We start from the raw sequence: 15287 nt of genomic DNA on the forward strand, positions 1-15287 counted from the left end.
AAATGCCGGGCTGGCTTGCGCAGGCCCGGCAGGCGGCTGGGGGTCAGAAGTAGTAGGGGAATTTGAGGCTGAAGGAGAAGTCTGGCGCATCGTCGGTCAGGCCAATCGAGAGGTTGGGCACGATGGTCAGGTTGTCGCTGGCCGCAAAGGTCATGCCGATGTTGAAGTTGGCTGAGTTGTAATCGCTGTTGCTGATCGATTGCCAGTCGCCGCCATCCGGCTTGATCTTGCTCTTGCGGGCAAACTGGTCGGAAACCGAGAACGACATGCTCATCTTCTCGTTCAAAGCAAAGGCGATACCGGCCCCGACTTGCCAGGAGTCGCCGAGTTTCACGTCACCCGGCACCTTGCTGTTGACCTGGGGGCTGATGTCGCTGAACGAGTCTTCCATGTTGTAGGTGTAGGACAGGCTGCCGAACAGCACGGCGGGGTCGAAGGTCTTGACCAGCGAGATGCCCGGTGTAATCGCCCATACGCCGTTGCCGGTCGGCAGGCTTTCTGGCACCGATAGGTTGTCGTTGCCTGGCACCTCGCGCAGCTTGATGCCGTACGGGTCCTTGCCGGTGGGCGCCTTGACCCGCAGTGTCGCCACCGCATCGGGCCAGTTTTCGGACTCGTCCATGAACTTGTAGGCAACGCCGACGTTGATATCGCCGATTTCCGGGTCGCGGGTGACGGTTTCATCACTGGTGACCGGGGCTGCACCACCGGCGCCACCAGACGAGTAGGTCGATTCGCGGTAGACCACTGGGACGTTAATGTCGAACTGCCAGCGCTGTGCCAGGTTGTAGCGGGCGGTCATGTCCAGGGTCCAGTTGTCTGCCTTGATGCGGTCCAGGTTGATGTTGCCGAGGAAAATCGAGTCCAGCGCAAGGAAGCCGTTGAGCACCAGTGCGCGGGTGTCGTAATGGGTGTAGGTCACGCCGGTTTCGAAACTGAACTTGCCGCCACCGAAGAAGCCGCTGGCCTCGTCGTACAGGTTGGACACACTTTGCGCAGGTTCGGAATCGTCCTTGAGCGACTGGCCATAGGAGCTACCGGTGGTGCCTGGCGCCCCGGCGGCGACGGTCTGCCCGCCTTTGACCGTTTCGGCCGGGGATTTGGTCAACCGTTTGGGCTGCGGCGCCGCGGGGGTCTCCTCCACCTGGCGAACCCGTTGTTCAAGGACCATCAACGCTTGCTGCTGCGCTTCGTAGCGCTGTTTCAACGCCATCAGTTCTTGTTTCAGGGCCTCAACCTGTGGGTCGACTGCTGCATAAAGGGCGGTGGATGGGGCCAGGGTAGTCAAACAGACAAAAGCTCTGAACGTTAACGATCGGTGCATGGATATGCCGTCCCTTCCGACTACTTTTGATGAGACTGAGCGTAGATCAGTATCCGAGAGTGCGAAGACCTTTGAGCTGGTCGAGGCTACCGTTCAGCGAAGCGGCCGTGGGTACGTTCTCGCGCATGACGACGTTGAGGGAGGTGAGGTTGCTGACCTGGTTGCCGTTGCCAAGTAACGTCGTGTTCTGCGTCAGGCCCCCTTGGGCCAGGCGTTGCACGGTGCTGCCCTGGTTGTTGGCGGCATTGATATTGAGCTGCACGCCCACGCCGGTGGACGAAACGCTCAGCGCGCCTGCGCCGTTTTCGCCGACCAGGGTCGAGCCTGCGGTCAGTGCCTGGCCCTGCGGCTGGGCCACGGGCGCCTGGTTGGCCTTGGTGACGTTGATGTCGACATTGTTATAGGCGGTGTTGTTGTCGCCCGCCGCACGCACCACCTGGGTCACCCCTTCGGTGGAGTTCAGGCCGCTGCCGCCGCTGACCGCACCGGTGCCGGGCGCAGGGCTGGCACTTTGCGAATGGGCCGCGCTGGTGCCTTTTTCGTCGATCATCGACACATAGAACTGCGGTTTAATGGTGTTTTGCTGCACTTGCAGCGTAGACGATGCACCGATCACGTCGCCCTTGGCATTCTGCCAGGTGCTGGTCATGACGATGCCGAAGCTGACGATCCGCCCCGGCATCACGTAGCGCCCGCGCAGGTTCGCCAACTCCTGATCCTTCAGTTCGATGGGGGTGAGCGGCTGTGCGTGGGTCGGTAAGCTGGCGGCCAGGCATGCCACGGCTAGCCAGAATGGAATCTTCATTGGATGCTCCCGGAGCGTCGTGCTCCCTATCGTTAGAAGAACCGTTAGAAAAAGTCGCTTTTGATGAAGCCGAAATCCAGCAGCTCTGCGTCCTGTACCGGGGTGAAGTTATTGACGCGGCCCTTGGCAGTCAGTGGCAGAGGCGGGTCGAGCAGGGCATTGCCCTTGTCATAACCCTGGCCGATCACGGCGAAGATGATGCCGTTCCAGCCTTTGAGGAAGTCCTCGACCTTGAAGCGTTTGTGGCCCAGCACAGGGTCACCGATGTACACCCAGCCGTTGTCGACCTTTTGCATGACCACAAAGTGCTTGTAGCCACGAATGTCCATCAGCACCACGACCGGGATACGCACGCTGGTCAGGGTTTCGGGTGCTACCCGGTACCCACGGGCGCGCATGCCCAGGCTTTCTACGTAGCGTTTCATGTCGAGCATGGAGAAGCCCTGCGTGCGCACCAGGTCTTGATCGGCGTGCGCCAGCATGCCTTCGATGATGTGTTGTTCGTCCACGTCGAGCCAGTAGGCCTGGCGCAGGATGGTGGCCAGCGCCGCGGCGCCGCAACTGAAGTCGGTTTTTTGTTGCACCAGGTCGGCGAACTTGCGCTCGCGCACACTCTGGATGGGTTTGAACACCACCGCGCCACCGGGCAGCACGGACAACGGCATTTGTGCAGCTTCGCTCACGCTGGCCAGGCACAGCAAAAACGCCAAGGCGAAAATACGCATGATCGGGTGCCTTCTTGTTCTGGTTGAAAAAGGCCCCCCGCAGGGGGCCTCGAGGCTACAGCCGTTAGAACGAGGTGTTGGAGATGGCCAGCGAGTTGCTTTGCTGGTTGCCCACACCGGCTGCCACGTTGACGCCCAGGTTGCCGCTGCCGCCATTCACCGAACCGCTCAGGGTTGCAGTGTTGGTCACAGGGTTGGCCCAGCCGGTTGGGGTCAGCACTTGGAAGGACACAGTGTTGCTCAGGTCATACGAGCTGCTTTCGCTGAAGCTTTTCGACACGTCGTTAGACGATTGATTGGCTTTTTCGCCCGATTTTTCGTACGCAGACTCCGAAGCGTTTGCGTAAGAAGAATCGTGGGCTTTCTCATACGAAGAGTCGCGGGACTTCTCGTACGAAGAGTCGCGAGACTTGTCGTACGAAGAGTTGCGGGTCTTGTCGTAGGAGGAGTCGAACGCTTTTTCGAACGACGAGTCGTAGGCGCTTTCATGCGACTTGTCGATCGAAGCATCGAGCGACGCATTGAGCGAAGCATCGAAGCTGTCGGTACGGGTGCGTTCACGACGGCCATCGTCGGTGGTCACAGTGCGCGTCGCATCGGCGGCAGCAGCCAGGGTAGCGTTCAGGCTGGCACTGCTGGACGAGCTGGCGTTGCCGCTGGCAGAGCCGCTGGCGTTCCAGCTATTGGAGCCGCTGGCAGTGGCGCTGTTCGACCCGCTGGCGTTGGAGCTGTTGGAACCGCTGGCGTTCGAACTGGCCGAGCCACTGGAGTTCCAGGAGCTAGAGCCATTGTTGCTGGCGCTTTGGGCGCCCGCCACGCTGAAGCTCGAGGACGAGCTGCGGTCATCGCTGGAGGTGAACGAGCCATCGCGAGAGCTCGAACCGCTGGCCGACGTGGTGAAGGTCAGCGTGTCCACACGGTAGGTGCGGTCGGCGTTGTTGTGCACGGTCAGGCCTGGGCCGTTCTGGTCGGCAGAGGCGGTTGCGGTGGCATTACCCAATGGCGCATTGGTGTTGGCGATCGCCATGGTGTTTTTCTGTTGGTTGAGGTCGCCACCCGCAATGTTGACGCCCACGTTACCGGAGGAGCCGTCACCCGAACCGCTCATCACCGCAGACGATTGGGTAGACCAGTTGTCGACCCGGTTGTTGTTGCTGAACTGGCGAACGTCCGCAGTGGCTTCGGCGGTGCCGAACACGAAGCTGTTGTCCAGGCTCGAGTCGGACGCTGCGTTGGCGATGGCGGCGGCGTTGTCTTGTTGGTTGCCGTTACCGGCTGCCACGTTGACCCCGACGTTGCCGCTGGCACCGGTGGCCGAGCTGCTCATCTCGGCTTCGTTGATGGTACCTTGGTTGGTGACGGTATTGCCGGTGCTGCGCTGGCTATCTATGGCGTTGGCGGTGGCGTACACCGGGATCCGGGTGGGAGGTGGGGTGTGTTGGCCGTTGTTATGGTGACCATTGTGGTGCCCACCACGCCGGTCGTTCTGATCAGCTTGTACAGCAACAGCCATGACCGCAGCAATTGCGAAAACCAGAGGCTTGATTGCCATCGAGGGTTTCATGGTGATTCTCCGTACTTTATTTAGGTTAAGTGTTGTTCTTAACTGTTTGGGTCAATCTGCGACCCGTATGCTCAAGGTGTTGGCCATTCGGTTTCCCACCCCGGCACTCTGATTCACCTGAATCACCCCACGGCTACCGGTGAATGCCTGGTCACTGGTCGTGACCTGGCGATGGCCGGGTGCGGTGTCAGCTGGATCGGAGTTGTTGAGCAGCGCCACGTTCTGTTGCATGAGGACGCTGTCGTCGATGCTTTGCGGTTGAGTACTGAGGCTGATGCGCAGTGCGTTGGCTTGCTGGGTGCTGGCACCGGCGCTCTGGTTGACGCCCAGGGCGCCGCTGCCTTGGCTGAAAGCATTGCCCTGGATGCTCGCGGTGGCATCCATGTTGCGGTCGACTGCGGTGCCGAGCCGCTGGCGAATCTGAGTGGTGGCGCTGGCCTCATGGCCCACGGCGATGGCGCGGGCGTTAGCCTGCTGCTGCAGGTCGCCGGCTGCCTGGTTGACGGTGAGGTTGCCCTGGTATTGGCTGCCCGAATCGTCGATGTTGGCGTTGTTGATCACGGGGGATTGCGCAAAGGCCGGCGCACTGCAGAGCGTGGCCAAAATCAGCAGCGTATGCCTCATCTCACTTGCCTCCCGTCAGGATTTGCAAGGGGGCCAGGCCGCGTTGCACGCTTGAGTTGACCATGTTGGAGATGCCGTTGCCTGAACCTGAGCCGCGCCCGGCGGCGAGGTTGGGCAGTTGCGTCTGGTTGGTGACGTTGCCGCCAATGGTGTTGGTCTGTTGCGTGACCAGGGCGCTGATGCCGGCACCGCTGCTGATGTTGGCAAAGTCGCCATCGCTCAGTTCATGGGTCTGCTTGAGAATCTGCGCCGACGGGTTAGCGTTGACGGTGGTCGGGCTGGGGTCGGGAATCAGCGGCGGGATGGTCGCGTTGCGCGTCTGCACATCGCGGGTAATGGTGATGATCCCATTCTCGGCCTGGGCAGGCAGGCTCAAACCCGATCCGACGATGCTACTGACCAGCAGGAGCCGATAAATGCCTTTATCAAGATTCCCCACGATGGCAATTCCTTCTTTTGAGCGCTGGCCCTATTCAGCGTTGCGAATAAGAGAGCAGAAGGTGTGCCGCTTTCAGTTAATGCTTTGGAATCAACACGTTGGGAAGAAAAGCTGAAGAAGAGCGGCTTTTTTTGTTTCACCGCTGAAACAGGGCATTTGGCCAGCCACTGGCAAAGCCAGCACAGGCTGTGCCTGGAGGGATTTTTGCAGGGGTGTTTCACGAGGTTGACACTGCCCCCGGAACAGGGGCAACCCCCGCATTTGCGGGGACTATCACCCACCAGGGTGTGTCAGTGGCTTAACACTCGGTGGGGCAGGCTGGCGCATCGCTATCAAGCAGCGTAGCGACTGCTTGCAAGGCCCGCAACTGGCGTTGCGGCCAATTGCCATCAATCACCAATAGCGCTTGTTGATGGCGTTGCAGCCACTGCAGGCTATCGTCGAAAAAGCGCTGACGGTCGTTCAGGTCGGGGTGGCAACGCTGGCCATCGGCAACCCAGTCCACGCCTTGAGGGCTCAGTAACAGGTGCAGGTCATAGTGCCTAGCAAGCAAGGCCTGTTCCAGCCAGGCCGGGCAGTCGTCGAACAGGGCGCGGCTCCAGAGCATGTTGCTGAGCAGGTGGGTGTCGAGTATCAACAGCTCGGGCGCTTGCGCGCGGGCGCGGTCTTCCCACTCGAGCTGGCCACGGGCGATGGTGGAGATGTCTGCGTAGCAGGTGTCGCGGCATTCCTGGTCGATGAAGTGGCGCACGTATTCAGCGACCACCACGCCACCGAAATGCGCCTGCAGCACGCCACTTAGCCAGCTCTTACCACTGGATTCCGGCCCGCACAGCACCAGCACCTTCATGCTTGCACCAGCGCGGGGTCACGGCGCCATTCCAGCCAGCCACGTATGGCGATCAGCGTGAGCACCGCGAAGAAGCCTGCGGTGAAATACAGTTGCTGATGCAGGTACTGGCCGACATAGACAATGTCTACCACAAACCACAATGGCCAGCATTGCAGGCGTTTCTGTGCCATCCACAGTTGCGCGACCAGGCTGAAGCCGGTCAGCGTGGCGTCGAGCCAGGGCAGGGCGGCATCGGTCCAGTTGGCCATGGCTGCACCCAGGGCCGTGCTGAGCAGTGCGCCGAGTGCGAGCCCGGTGCACAGCGCGCGCGTGTGCAGGCGTGTCACCTGGCGGGCATCGTGCGCACGGCCCGGGCGCTTCCATTGCCACCAGCCGTACAACTGCAACAGGGCGTAGGCCACTTGCAGCAACATGCCCGAGTACAGCTTTACCTCGAAGAACAGCCAGCCATAGATCAACACCATGACCAACCCGATCGGCCAGCACCAGGCGTTCTGCTTGACGGTGAGCCAGACAGCGGTGACGCCGAGTACGGCGGCGATGAGTTCAAGGCCGGACATCGGCGATCCTTGGAGAGGCGATAAGAGGGGCGCGATTGTAGCTTGTCGATAATGGAAGGAGTAGTGCAGGAGCGCCCCGGCAAGGCCGCTCCCACAGGGGCTATACGCGGAACTGCCGCAGTAGCTGCTCCAGTTCCTGACTCAACCGCCCCAGCGCTGCGCCTGCATCACTCGACTGGCGTGCCGCCTCGGCGGTCTGCTGGGACAAGCCGGCGGTATCCAGCACGTTGCGGTTGATCTCCTCGACCACATGCGATTGCTGCAAGGTGGCACTGGCGATGGACGCGTTGAGCGCGGTCAGGTTGTGCAGCACCTGGCTAATGGCATCCAGGCTGGCACCGGCCTCGCGGGCCTGCTCGATGGTCTGGCGCGAAGCCTCGCTGCTGGTGTCGATAGCCCGTACTGCCGCGTCCGACTGGCCTTGCAGGTGCTCGATCATGGTATGGATTTCGGCCGTGGACTGAGCGGTGCGCTGGGCCAGCAGGCGAACCTCGTCGGCGACCACCGCAAAGCCACGGCCCTGTTCACCGGCGCGTGCCGCTTCGATGGCCGCGTTGAGGGCGAGCAGGTTGGTCTGCTCGGCGATGGAGCGGATCACGTCCAGCACACCCCCAATGCGCGTGCTGTGCCCGGCCAGGTCGCGAATCACCTGGACAGCCTGGTCGATGGTCGCCGACAGCCGATCGATCTGTTCCAGGCTGCCATGAATGGCCTGCTGGCCATGCTGCACTTGTTGCTGCGCCGCGCGCATTTCCCCGGCGGCCTGCTCGGCCGTCTTGGCCACATCCTGCACGGCGTAGGTGACTTCGTTGACGGCCGTGGCCACCTGCTCCATCTGTTGGGATTGCTGGGCACTGTGCTGTTGCGCTGCCCCGGCGTTGTCACCGACATGGCCGGCGGACCTGGCCAGGTCATGGGCGGCGCCCTGTAGCTGGCCGACCACGCCCTGAAGCTTGCCGTTGAAGCGGTTGAAGTGCTCGCCCAAGTGCGTGATTTCATCACGGCCGTGGGTGTCCAGGCGTCGGGTCAGGTCGCTTTCGCCACTGGCGATTGTGCCCATGGCCTGCACGGCCTCCTGCAAGGGGCGGGCGATACTGCGGGCAATCAGCATGACCACCAGCGCCATCAGCAGGGCAATGCCCAGGCCGACCAGCGAGGCGTCGCGCAATTGCCGGGCAAATTCGGCCTGCACGTCATCGATGTACACGCCTGAGCCGATAACCCAGCCCCACGGCTTGAACAGCTGTATATAGGAGGTTTTGGCCACCGGTTCACTGGCGCCGGGTTTGGGCCAGCGATAGTTGACCGGGCCGGCGCCCTGGCTGCGGGCCAGGTTGACCATTTCGTTGAACACGGCAAAGCCGTCGGGGTCGCGAATGGCAGACAGGTCCTGGCCGTCGAGCTTGGGGTTGGCCGGATGCATGATCATCTTCGGCCCCAGGTCGTTGATCCAGAAGTAGTCGTCGTGGTCATAACGCAGCGCGCGCACCACTTGCAACGCCTGTTGCTGGGCGGCATCGCGGCTCAGCGTGCCGGCCGCCTCCAGGCCTTGGTAATAGGCCAGCACACCGGCTGCGGTCTGCACCACGTGGCGGGTCTTTTCCGCCTTGGCGTGATACAGGTCGCCATGGATCTGGCGCAGCATCAGCAGGCCCAGTACTACCAGCATCGCCACTGCCACCAGCAGAATCAGCCACAGACGACGGCTGATCGACATCGATCTCAGGGTTTTCATCCAGGCACTCCCGCCTTGTTCTTGTTATTCAGGTGCATCCAAGCATGCTTTGCGACAAGCCCCCACTCGACTAATGGCTAAGTGCTAGTCTGGTCGTAGTCTGCAGCAACGGAGCAAGCCATTGCAAAGCGGCTTTGATAGGATTTCGGCCGCGCAAGATGAAACCTTTAGGGGGCGTGAACTTTTCCACTGGCGTTACGCCCAACAGTCGCTGTAAAACTGCCGGGCCGTGTGCGGCAACTTCAAGTAAATCAAGAACAAGGGGCCTGCAGCAGCAGCGCTCCATCGGGGGAATGATGGATTTTTGGACTGCCTTTCAGGCAATCATCTTAGGCGTGGTCGAAGGGTTGACGGAGTTCTTGCCGATCTCCAGCACCGGGCACCAGATCATCGTCGCCGACCTCATCGGCTTTGGTGGCGAACGGGCCATGGCGTTCAACATCATCATTCAGCTTGCCGCCATCCTGGCGGTGGTGTGGGAATTCCGACGCAAGATACTCGACGTGGTCTTTGGGCTCACCACCCAGCCTACGGCGCGGCGCTTTACGGGTAACCTGTTGCTGGCGTTCATGCCAGCGGTGGTGTTGGGCGTGCTGTTCGCCGACCTGATTCACGAATACCTGTTCAACCCGATCACCGTGGCTGCGGCCCTGGTGGTGGGCGGCGTGATCATGCTCTGGGCCGAGCGCCGTGAGCACCGCGTGGAGGTCGACCACGTTGACGAGATGCGCTGGAGCCATGCCTTGAAAATTGGTTTCGTCCAGTGCCTGGCCATGATTCCGGGTACCTCGCGTTCTGGCTCGACCATCATTGGTGGCCTGCTGTTCGGGCTGTCGCGCAAGGCCGCTACCGAGTTCTCGTTCTTCCTGGCGATGCCGACCATGGTCGGTGCAGCGGTGTACTCGGGCTACAAGTACCGTGACCTGTTCCAGCCAAGCGACTTGCCGGTGTTCGCCATCGGCTTCGTGACCTCGTTCATCTTCGCCATGATCGCTGTGCGCGCGTTGCTCAAGTTCATCGCCAACCACAGCTATGCGGCGTTCGCCTGGTACCGCATTGCCTTTGGCCTGTTGATCCTGGCGACCTGGCAGTTCGGTTGGGTCGATTGGTCGACGGCGCACGGTTGATATGGCCAAAGCTCAAAGCGAGGAGGGCGTACGTAATGTGCGCCTGAAACTGCTGGTGTTGGGCGTGCTGTGCCTGCTGCCGGGCCTGGGCGCGGCGCAGATGGCCTGGCGCGATCAGTCCTGGTTGCCGTTGGCGCTCTACCCGGCGGTAAGCCTGATCAGCCTGCTGCTGTACTGGCAGGACAAACAACAGGCACGCAGCCAGGCCTGGCGCACGCCAGAAAACGTGCTGCATGCCAGCGAGCTGTGTGGCGGCTGGCCGGGGGCGCTGGTTGCCCAGCAGATGTTCCGGCACAAGACGCGCAAGCTGTCGTATCAGCTGGTGTTCTGGGGGATTGTGTTGCTGCATCAGGTGTTCTGGGTGGACTACCTGTTTTTGGGGCGCCACCTGCTCTCCGCCATCTGATCATCAGATCAACAAGCCCACCTGCAACCGCTTCGCCAGCTTTCGCACCACCAATTGGTGCGAACGCTGCAGCAGGTCACACAGCTCGTCGCGCCCCATGGGGTAAGGCGGCGCCATGCTGACCCACCGCGCCCGGGCCAGGTAGGGCGCGGGCCGCACGCCGGGGCGGTCGCAGTAGCCCAGAAACAGCTCATCGGCGACCTTGAACGATAACCCTGCGCCCGCCAGGTCCAGCACCGCGAACATCTTGTTGCCTGCGACCGAAAACACCCGGATACCGCCCCATTTATAGTCCTCCCGCGCACCGGGCAGGCTCAGGCAAAAGTCCGCCACTTGGGCTTCGGTCATTTTCTGCTTAGACATAACGCTCCCCACAGGCCTCGAACGACGCTGCCAGATGATCAATCCATACCCGTACGGCCGGCAACACACCGCGCCGGTGAGGGTACACCGCCTGCAGATACCCCCCCGGCAATGACCAGTCCGGCAGCAGCCGCACCAGCTCGCCACGTTCCAGTTCCTCTTCGCAGAACATACTGGGTAGCGCAGTGAAGCCCAACCCGGCGCGGACCGCCGCATTGCGCACCACGAAATCATCAATGGCCAGGCGTGGCTCCAGGGCGATGTCCTGTTGGCGACCATTCGGGCCGAGCAGGCGAAAGTGTACCAGCCGGTCAGCTTCGGCCGCGCCCAGCACCGGCAATGAGGCCAGCTCGGCGGGCTCGCGAATGTGGTCGGCAAAGCCTGGAGCGGCGACCAGTTGCATTTGCGCCTGGCGCAGCCGGCGGGTAACCAGGGCCGGGTCCTCGTCGCCCAGGTCACGCACGCGCAGGGCTACGTCGATGCCTTCGGAAATCAGGTCGACCCGGCGGTTGAGCAGGACCATGTCCAGCTGTACCAGTGGGTACTGTGCAAGAAAACGGCTGATCACGTCCGGCAGAAACGCATGTGCCAGTGCTACCGGGCAGGACACCCGCAGCCGCCCGCGTGGTTCGCTGCTCATGCTAGCGACGGCCTCGTCGGCGGCTTCTGCCTCCAGCAGCATGGCCTGGCAGTGGTGCAGGTAGCGCTCGCCCACGGCGGTCAGCTTCAATTGCCGCGTGGTGCGCTGCAGCAGGCGTGTGCCCAGGCGCTCCTCCAGCTCGGCGATGCGCCGTGACAGGCGTGATTTAGGGATGCCCAGCTGGCGCCCGGCAGCGGCGAAACCGCCGGCTTCGACCACGCGTGCGAAGTAGAAGAGGTCGTTGAGGTCTTGCATGGGAATGTCTCACTGTTCCATCTGTGGGACAAACTAACGCATTTTTGCCTGCTTATCAGCTATTCGTCATCCCGGTAGGATTCTCCCCATCGTGATCGCCCAACGCCGCGGTCTTCATTACAGGAGAGTCCCATGAAACTGTTGCACATCGATTCGAGCATCCTGGGCGACAATTCCGCCTCCCGCCAGCTGAGCCGCGAAGTGGTCGAAGCCTGGAAAGCCACCGACCCAAGCCTGGAAGTGGTCTACCGGGACCTGGCTGCCGACGCCATCGCCCACTTCTCCGCTGCTACCTTGGTGGCCGCCGGTACCGCAGAAGACATGCGCGATGCGGCCCAGGCCTTCGAAGCCAAGCTGAGCGCCGAAACCCTGGAAGAATTCCTCGCCGCCGACGCCGTTGTGATCGGTGCGCCGATGTACAACTTCACCGTGCCGACCCAGCTCAAGGCCTGGATTGACCGCGTAGCCGTTGCCGGCAAGACCTTCCGCTACACCGAAGCCGGCCCTGAAGGCCTGTGCGGTAACAAGAAGGTGATCCTGGTATCCACCGCCGGTGGCCTGCACGCTGGCCAGCCGACGGGTGCCGGCCATGAAGACTTCCTCAAGGTGTTCCTGGGCTTTATCGGTGTCACCGACCTGGAAATCGTACGCGCCCATGGTCTGGCCTACGGCCCAGAGCACCGCAGCCAGGCCATCGATGCCGCACAGGCCCAGATTGCCAACGAGCTGTTCGCTGCTGCCTGATTGCAGTTAAAGGGGGCGCCTTGCGCCCCATCGCCGGCAAGCCGGCTCCCCACAGAGATAGCGCCAACCTCAGTTCTGGCGCTGTACCTGTGGGAGCCGGCTTGCCGGCGATTCGGCTGTGTCAGGCGACCGGGATCGTCGGGTCAGCCGCGGCCAGCGCCGCCGCACGATCGTTCGCGGCCGGTGGGTAGATCCAGACCGTGTTGATCTGCGATTTGAGCACCTTCGCCTCTGCCTTGTCTTCCGGTGGCGACACCTTGCGCTCCCAGCCTTCGGTATACACTGCGCCCCAGGCGCCCAGGTCGAGGCAGGTGACGTACTTGGGCTGGCTGTAGGTCATCGGTGCCACGCCGATCAATTCGGCCACGGCATTGTTGCCGGCGTAGCGGCCCAGCGGGATCGCATGCTGGCAAGACATCACCGCATAGTTGCCAACCTCGTCGCAGGCGGCATAAGCAACGTCGCCTGCCGCGTAGACCGCGTCGTTACCCTTGACCTTGAGGTTGCCGTCCACGTGCAGCCGGCCTTGGCGGTCCCGGTCACCGCTGATCTGCTCGGTCAATGGGTTGGCCTTGAACCCCACCGTCCAGATCACGGTATTGGCATTGATGCGCTGGCCGTTATCCAGCAGGACGCCGTCGGGGTCCACCGAGGCCACGGTTGCGCCGCAGATCCATTCCACCCCCAAAGCCTCGGATGCCTGCTCGATCGCGGGGCGAATGCCATCACCCAAGGCTGCGCCGATCCTGGCGCCACGGTCGATGACCAGCACACGCAGTGTGGCCTGCTCACCGAGGATGTTGCGCAAGCGCGCCGGCAACTCGGTGGCAGTCTCGATGCCGGTGAAGCCACCCCCGGCCACCACCACGGTGTTGCGGGCAGGTGTGTCCGGCAGGCTAGCCAGGGACTTGAGGTGCGCCTCCAGGCGCGCCGCACTGTCGATCTTGTCGACATCGAAAACATGCTCGATACCGACCATGTCCGGCCGGTTGAGCACACTGCCGCAGGCCATGATCAGGCGGTCATAACCCAGCTCGCACTCGGTACCGCTTTGCGTGCGATAGCGTACGCGCCTGGCAGCTTCATCGATGTGGAAGGCCGTGCCTTGCACAAAGCGCACGTTCACCGCCTCAAACAGCGCCTCCAGCGGCGCGGCCATCGTATGTACTTCAGGTTCGTAGAAGCGCGGGCGTACATGCAGTTCGGCCTGGGGCGCGAGCAGCGTCACCTCGACATCATTGCGACCGTTCAAGTCCAGCTGGCGAACAGCGCTCAGGGCGCTCCAGAGGCCGGCAAAGCCCGCGCCAATGATCAGGATATTCTTCATCGTTGTGCTCCTGGAATGTCCGGGTACTCAAGGTAGCCCGTGTTTGAGGAGACCGATGTTACGAGCGACGAGCGTAACGCCCTAGGTCAAAGAACCCTGAATTTCGGCCAACGAAACAGAGCGTGCAAAACGGGCGCGATAGTCACGCGGTGTTACCGCCAGATGACGCTGGAAGGCCAGGCGCATGCGTTCTTCGTTGCCGAAACCGCACTGGCGCGCGACCTGCTCGATAGGGCTTTCGACGCTTTCCAGCAGGCGCCGCGCGGCTTCCAGGCGGAACACTTCGATAGCTTTGGCCGGTGTGCGGCCGGTCTTGAGCTTGTACACCCGGGTGAAGTTACGCAGGCTCATGTGCGCCTGTTCGGCCAGGTGTTCGACGCTCAGCCGCGGGTCGCCAAGGTGTTCGTTGAGCCACAGGTGCAGGGCTTCGAACTCGCTGCAATCGCGGCCCTGCAGCTTGAGCAGCTCACTGAACTGCGCCTGGCCGCCAGGCCGTTTGAGAAAGACCACCAACTCGCGTGCCACCTGCATCGCCACTTCACGGCCGCAGTCCAGTTCGACCAGGGCGAGGGCCATGTCGATGCCGGCGCTGACCCCGGCCGAGGTCCACACCGCGCCGTGCTGAACGAAGATCGACTCGTGGTCTACCTGCACCGCTGGGAAGTCGCGGCGCAGTACCTCGCACATGGCCCAGTGGGTGGCGGCGCGGCGCCCATCGAGCAAACCGGCGCTGGCCAGCAGAAATGTGCCGCTGCACACCGAGGCTGTGCGCCTGGCCTGCACGGCGGCGCGGCGCAGCCAGGCCACCAGCGGCGCGTGGTCGGGGAGGGTGCGGATGATGTCCGGGGCGCCGGGTACGATCAGCGTGTCGACAACCTGTGCCATCACGGTGTCCAAGGTTTCTGTCGCCACCACCAGGCCTTCAGCGGTTTGCTGCAGGCCGCCGTCAAGGCTGGCGGTGTGTACCCGATAGCCTGGTCGGCCGCGTTCGGCCATGGCCTTGGTGGCGGCCCAGAACACCGTCTGGGCGCCCGTGAGGTCGAGCAGGCCCATGTGCGGATAGGCGACGAAGACCACGACGCGAGGGTGGTCGACCGGTTGCAGCGCAGGCTCAAGCTGGTGGGCGTGTTCAGTCATTGGCGGATGGCCTGATCAAAAGTGACCGCTTGGCGGGCTCAAAAGGTCGGTGGCGTGATCACCCAGATCACCACAGCATCCACGTCCCCTGGGTTGCCATAGCGATGCGGCTCCTGGCTGGAGTAGCTGAAACTGTCGCCTTCGCCCAGCTGAAAATAGCGCTCGCCCACCCACAGTTCAAAACTGCCGCTGAGAATATACCCTGCCTCTTCGCCGTCGTGGCTGTAGCTCTGCTGGCTGTAGGTGCCCGGTGGAAAGCGCGAGTGAAGCATCTCCAGCTCGCGGTTGGGCTGGGGTGTCAGCAGTTGGTCGACGATGCCGTCCTCATAATGCACGCTGAGGCGGCTGTTACGGCGTACCACGTAGCCTTGGTCCTCTGGCGCAGTGCTGGCCTCGCTGGCAAAGAACCACTGGATGGTCACACCCAGGCTGCGGGCGATGTTGAACAAAGCCGGGATCGACGGGTAAGAGAGGTTGCGCTCCAACTGGCTGATGTAGCCGGCCGTCAGCTCGCTCTGTGTGGCCAACTCCGCCAGGGTCATGCCGCGGCGCTTGCGCAGGCCGCGGATGCGGGTTCCCAGAAACTGCGGCGCGGCGCTGCCGTCGTCGGTGGCGGAGGGGGGCTGCGGGAGTTGGCTCATGCACGTCGGTCCGTCGGA

Annotated in this window: 17 protein-coding genes; 3 read left to right on the forward strand and 14 right to left on the reverse strand. The window is 62.4% G+C overall.

Features of this window, described 5'->3' with window-relative positions; all coding sequences use genetic code 11:
- Positions 1–43: 43 nt before the first annotated feature.
- The 9 genes from D886_RS0115370 to mcpP form a co-directional block, all read right to left on the reverse strand.
- Complete coding sequence (locus D886_RS0115370; protein WP_027594767.1) at positions 44–1324, reverse strand: hypothetical protein; 1281 nt, start codon at positions 1322–1324, stop codon at positions 44–46.
- Positions 1325–1370: 46 nt separating this feature from the next.
- Positions 1371–2129 carry a hypothetical protein gene (locus D886_RS0115375; RefSeq protein WP_027594768.1) on the reverse strand — a complete coding sequence of 253 codons (759 nt, stop codon included), beginning with the start codon at positions 2127–2129 and terminating at the stop codon, positions 1371–1373.
- Positions 2130–2173: 44 nt separating this feature from the next.
- Positions 2174–2854, reverse strand: coding sequence for a C39 family peptidase (locus D886_RS0115380; RefSeq protein ID WP_027594769.1), 681 nt, complete (start codon positions 2852–2854; stop codon positions 2174–2176).
- 64 nt (positions 2855–2918) lie between these two features.
- The gene (locus D886_RS0115385) at positions 2919–4418 is read right to left on the reverse strand and encodes a hypothetical protein (RefSeq protein ID WP_027594770.1); all 1500 of its coding nucleotides are present in this window, start codon (positions 4416–4418) and stop codon (positions 2919–2921) included.
- 51 nt (positions 4419–4469) lie between these two features.
- Positions 4470–5042: a hypothetical protein gene (locus D886_RS0115390; RefSeq protein WP_027594771.1), complete on the reverse strand. Its 573-nt coding sequence runs from the start codon at positions 5040–5042 to the stop codon at positions 4470–4472.
- Position 5043: 1 nt separating this feature from the next.
- Positions 5044–5481 (reverse strand): hypothetical protein, encoded by a 438-nt coding sequence (locus tag D886_RS0115395; RefSeq protein WP_027594772.1) that lies wholly within the window; start codon positions 5479–5481, stop codon positions 5044–5046.
- A 298-nt stretch (positions 5482–5779) separates the two neighbouring features.
- The gene (locus D886_RS0115400) at positions 5780–6331 is read right to left on the reverse strand and encodes an AAA family ATPase (RefSeq protein ID WP_027594773.1); all 552 of its coding nucleotides are present in this window, start codon (positions 6329–6331) and stop codon (positions 5780–5782) included.
- A complete protein-coding gene (gene pnuC / locus D886_RS0115405) occupies positions 6328–6894 on the reverse strand; it encodes a nicotinamide riboside transporter PnuC (RefSeq protein WP_027594774.1) in 567 nt (188 codons plus the stop codon). Before pnuC ends, D886_RS0115400 begins: the two co-directional genes overlap by 4 nt.
- A gap of 100 nt (positions 6895–6994) precedes the next feature.
- Complete coding sequence (gene mcpP, locus D886_RS0115410; protein WP_027594775.1) at positions 6995–8629, reverse strand: methyl-accepting chemotaxis protein McpP; 1635 nt, start codon at positions 8627–8629, stop codon at positions 6995–6997.
- Positions 8630–8925: 296 nt separating this feature from the next.
- On the opposite strand from mcpP, the gene D886_RS0115415 reads away from it, so the two are divergent.
- Complete coding sequence (locus tag D886_RS0115415) at positions 8926–9756, forward strand: undecaprenyl-diphosphate phosphatase (protein WP_027594776.1); 831 nt, start codon at positions 8926–8928, stop codon at positions 9754–9756.
- A 1-nt stretch (position 9757) separates the two neighbouring features.
- Positions 9758–10162, forward strand: a complete 405-nt coding sequence (locus tag D886_RS0115420) for a DUF1294 domain-containing protein (RefSeq protein ID WP_027594777.1) — start codon at positions 9758–9760, stop codon at positions 10160–10162.
- Between the two features lie 3 nt (positions 10163–10165).
- Here the strand turns inward: D886_RS0115420 and D886_RS0115425 are convergent, their stop codons facing one another.
- Both D886_RS0115425 and D886_RS0115430 read right to left on the reverse strand, forming a co-directional pair.
- On the reverse strand, positions 10166–10525 hold the full coding sequence (locus tag D886_RS0115425; protein WP_027594778.1) for an MmcQ/YjbR family DNA-binding protein: 360 nt from the start codon (positions 10523–10525) through the stop codon (positions 10166–10168).
- On the reverse strand, positions 10518–11420 hold the full coding sequence (locus D886_RS0115430; RefSeq protein ID WP_027594779.1) for a LysR substrate-binding domain-containing protein: 903 nt from the start codon (positions 11418–11420) through the stop codon (positions 10518–10520). Before D886_RS0115430 ends, D886_RS0115425 begins: the two co-directional genes overlap by 8 nt.
- Positions 11421–11552: 132 nt before the next feature.
- On the opposite strand from D886_RS0115430, the gene D886_RS0115435 reads away from it, so the two are divergent.
- Complete coding sequence (locus D886_RS0115435; RefSeq protein WP_027594780.1) at positions 11553–12164, forward strand: FMN-dependent NADH-azoreductase; 612 nt, start codon at positions 11553–11555, stop codon at positions 12162–12164.
- A 121-nt stretch (positions 12165–12285) separates the two neighbouring features.
- On the opposite strand, the gene D886_RS0115440 is transcribed toward D886_RS0115435, so the two are convergent.
- From D886_RS0115440 to D886_RS0115450, 3 genes are all read right to left on the reverse strand, one after another.
- Entirely contained in the window at positions 12286–13491 is a 1206-nt protein-coding gene (locus D886_RS0115440; protein WP_027594781.1) for an NAD(P)/FAD-dependent oxidoreductase, read from the reverse strand.
- A gap of 81 nt (positions 13492–13572) precedes the next feature.
- Positions 13573–14628, reverse strand: coding sequence for a GlxA family transcriptional regulator (locus tag D886_RS0115445; RefSeq protein ID WP_027594782.1), 1056 nt, complete (start codon positions 14626–14628; stop codon positions 13573–13575).
- A 38-nt stretch (positions 14629–14666) separates the two neighbouring features.
- Positions 14667–15269, reverse strand: a complete 603-nt coding sequence (locus tag D886_RS0115450) for a cupin domain-containing protein (RefSeq protein ID WP_027594783.1) — start codon at positions 15267–15269, stop codon at positions 14667–14669.
- Between the last annotated feature and the right edge of the window lie 18 nt (positions 15270–15287).

The sequence above is a fragment of the Pseudomonas sp. LAIL14HWK12:I7 genome (assembly GCF_000483465.1).
GTDB lineage: Bacteria > Pseudomonadota > Gammaproteobacteria > Pseudomonadales > Pseudomonadaceae > Aquipseudomonas > Aquipseudomonas kermanshahensis.